The organism is Cellulophaga geojensis KL-A, assembly GCF_000568425.1.
GTDB lineage: Bacteria > Bacteroidota > Bacteroidia > Flavobacteriales > Flavobacteriaceae > Cellulophaga > Cellulophaga lytica.
In genome coordinates, this window is record NZ_ARZX01000061.1 from 1 (window position 1) to 1,639 (window position 1,639).

General features: G+C 33.0%; 2 protein-coding genes and 1 pseudogene. All 3 read right to left on the reverse strand.

All coding sequences use genetic code 11. The features are described from left to right. Positions 1-586, reverse strand: a 586-nt coding sequence (locus tag KLA_RS17130; RefSeq protein WP_200868420.1) for a cation transporter, incomplete at its 3' end; no start/stop codon positions are given. 167 nt (positions 587-753) lie between these two features. Further along, positions 754-1,230 (reverse strand): hypothetical protein, encoded by a 477-nt coding sequence (locus tag KLA_RS18000; protein ID WP_152536876.1) that lies wholly within the window; start codon positions 1,228-1,230, stop codon positions 754-756. 224 nt (positions 1,231-1,454) lie between these two features. Further along, positions 1,455-1,639 (reverse strand): annotated as a pseudogene (locus KLA_RS18460) (cation transporter); the annotation flags it as partial.

The following is a 1,639-nucleotide window of genomic DNA, read 5'->3' on the forward strand; positions in this document are numbered from 1 at the left end:
TGTAAAGACAAATTCCGTTTGCGATAAGTGCAAATATCGAAACGATAATCATTGTCGAAAAATCGGGAAGTTTCTCGTCTCCAAAAAATCTTCTTAAAACTTCCACAAATCCAATAATCGCAAGTGTTATTTGAAAATATCCAGCAAGTTTTGCAATCCGCTTTTTCTTAACTATAGTTCCTCCAACCGCAAACAAACTAATTCCGTACACGAAACTGTCGGCAAGCATATCCAAACTGTCTGCAACAAGTCCCATTGATTTTGAGATAATTCCTGTTGTCATTTCGATAATGAAAAAAGCAAAATTGATTGCAAGTACAGACCAAAGTAGCTTTTTTTGGTTTGCGTTTTCTTTAAATTCCGTTTGGTCGGTTTGTTCCGTTGAGATTTTTTTTCCACCTAAATTCAATTCGATAACGGACTTTTCGATTTGGTCAATTTCTCCGCTGTGAAAAACGGTCAATTTTCGATTCGGAATATCAAAGTCCAAATTCGCAATGCTTGAAATTCCGTCCAATTTCATTCGGATAAGATTTTCTTCTGAAGGACAGTCCATTTTGGTAATTTCAAATATTGTTTTATTCACTTGGTTTCTGGGTTTTTCGGCATTACTTACAACGTTTATGTATAAGAATAGTGCGGTTTTGTGTGCGAGGATTTTCCGCAGGAAAATCAGATGTAACAAAAGTGCACGGACTCTTGATAAAGCACTAAACTAAGCATTATTTTTATACGGTGTTACCATACGTTTTTTTATTGCGTTACTGTTTTGTTTTTATTCTTGAAAATCAAAATACTCAATATTGTTCCGATTAAAAAACCAATGAATAAATAACGACCAAAATTCAGATTGTCAAAATTCAGTTCTGTTTGAATTCCGTTTCCAATGTCAAATTCAGATAGTTTTTGTAATCTACTGTTCAGTTGAAATATTCTAAATTGCCAGAGCAAAATTCCGCAAACAACCATTATTCCGTAAGAAACCAAACCTTGATTCATAAAGTTCAGTTTGGTCAATTTTTTTATGGTCAGATAGAGTAGAGGAATAATTCCGATTGATATGGCAAATAGAATATGCGAATAAAACTGTCCGCTTATATTTCGGCTAACAATTCGAGTGTTTTCATTCGTTATTTGAGAAAGGGAAAAGTCAAAAAAGTAATCTCGAATTAAAAATCCGATAATAGATAATATTAAAATTAGTCCTAAATATTTTAATGTGTTCGTCATTTCTCAAATGTATGGTAACGTCTCCGTATATGAAACGTAGCGTGAAAAAAGACACTATCATTTCGGATTATACACGAGCCGAATTTTTAAATTTTCTTTTTTACTTTATTCTCTCAAAAAGCCAAATTTAAAAATTTGGCGACTTAACAAAGACACCCGAACCTCTCGGAAAGCTTGTATAAGCTATGTTTTATATACATTGTTGTAAGTAGTGCTTTTTTCATTCACTTACTTAATTTCAAAATCCGAAACGCTCCTTGAATTACCAAAATAAAAACGATTGTTCCAATAATCAAATCAGGTTTGCTCGAACTTAACCAATTTACCAAAAGTCCAGCGATTATAACTCCTAAATTGATAATCACGTCATTCGAGGTGAAAATCATACTCGCTTTCATATGTGCCTCTT

What these genes read in the sequence shown, in the direction of transcription:
- KLA_RS18000 (WP_152536876.1), bottom strand. Translation starts at nt 1,230, where the DNA reads ATGACGAACACATTAAAATATTTAGGACTAATTTTAATATTATCTATT.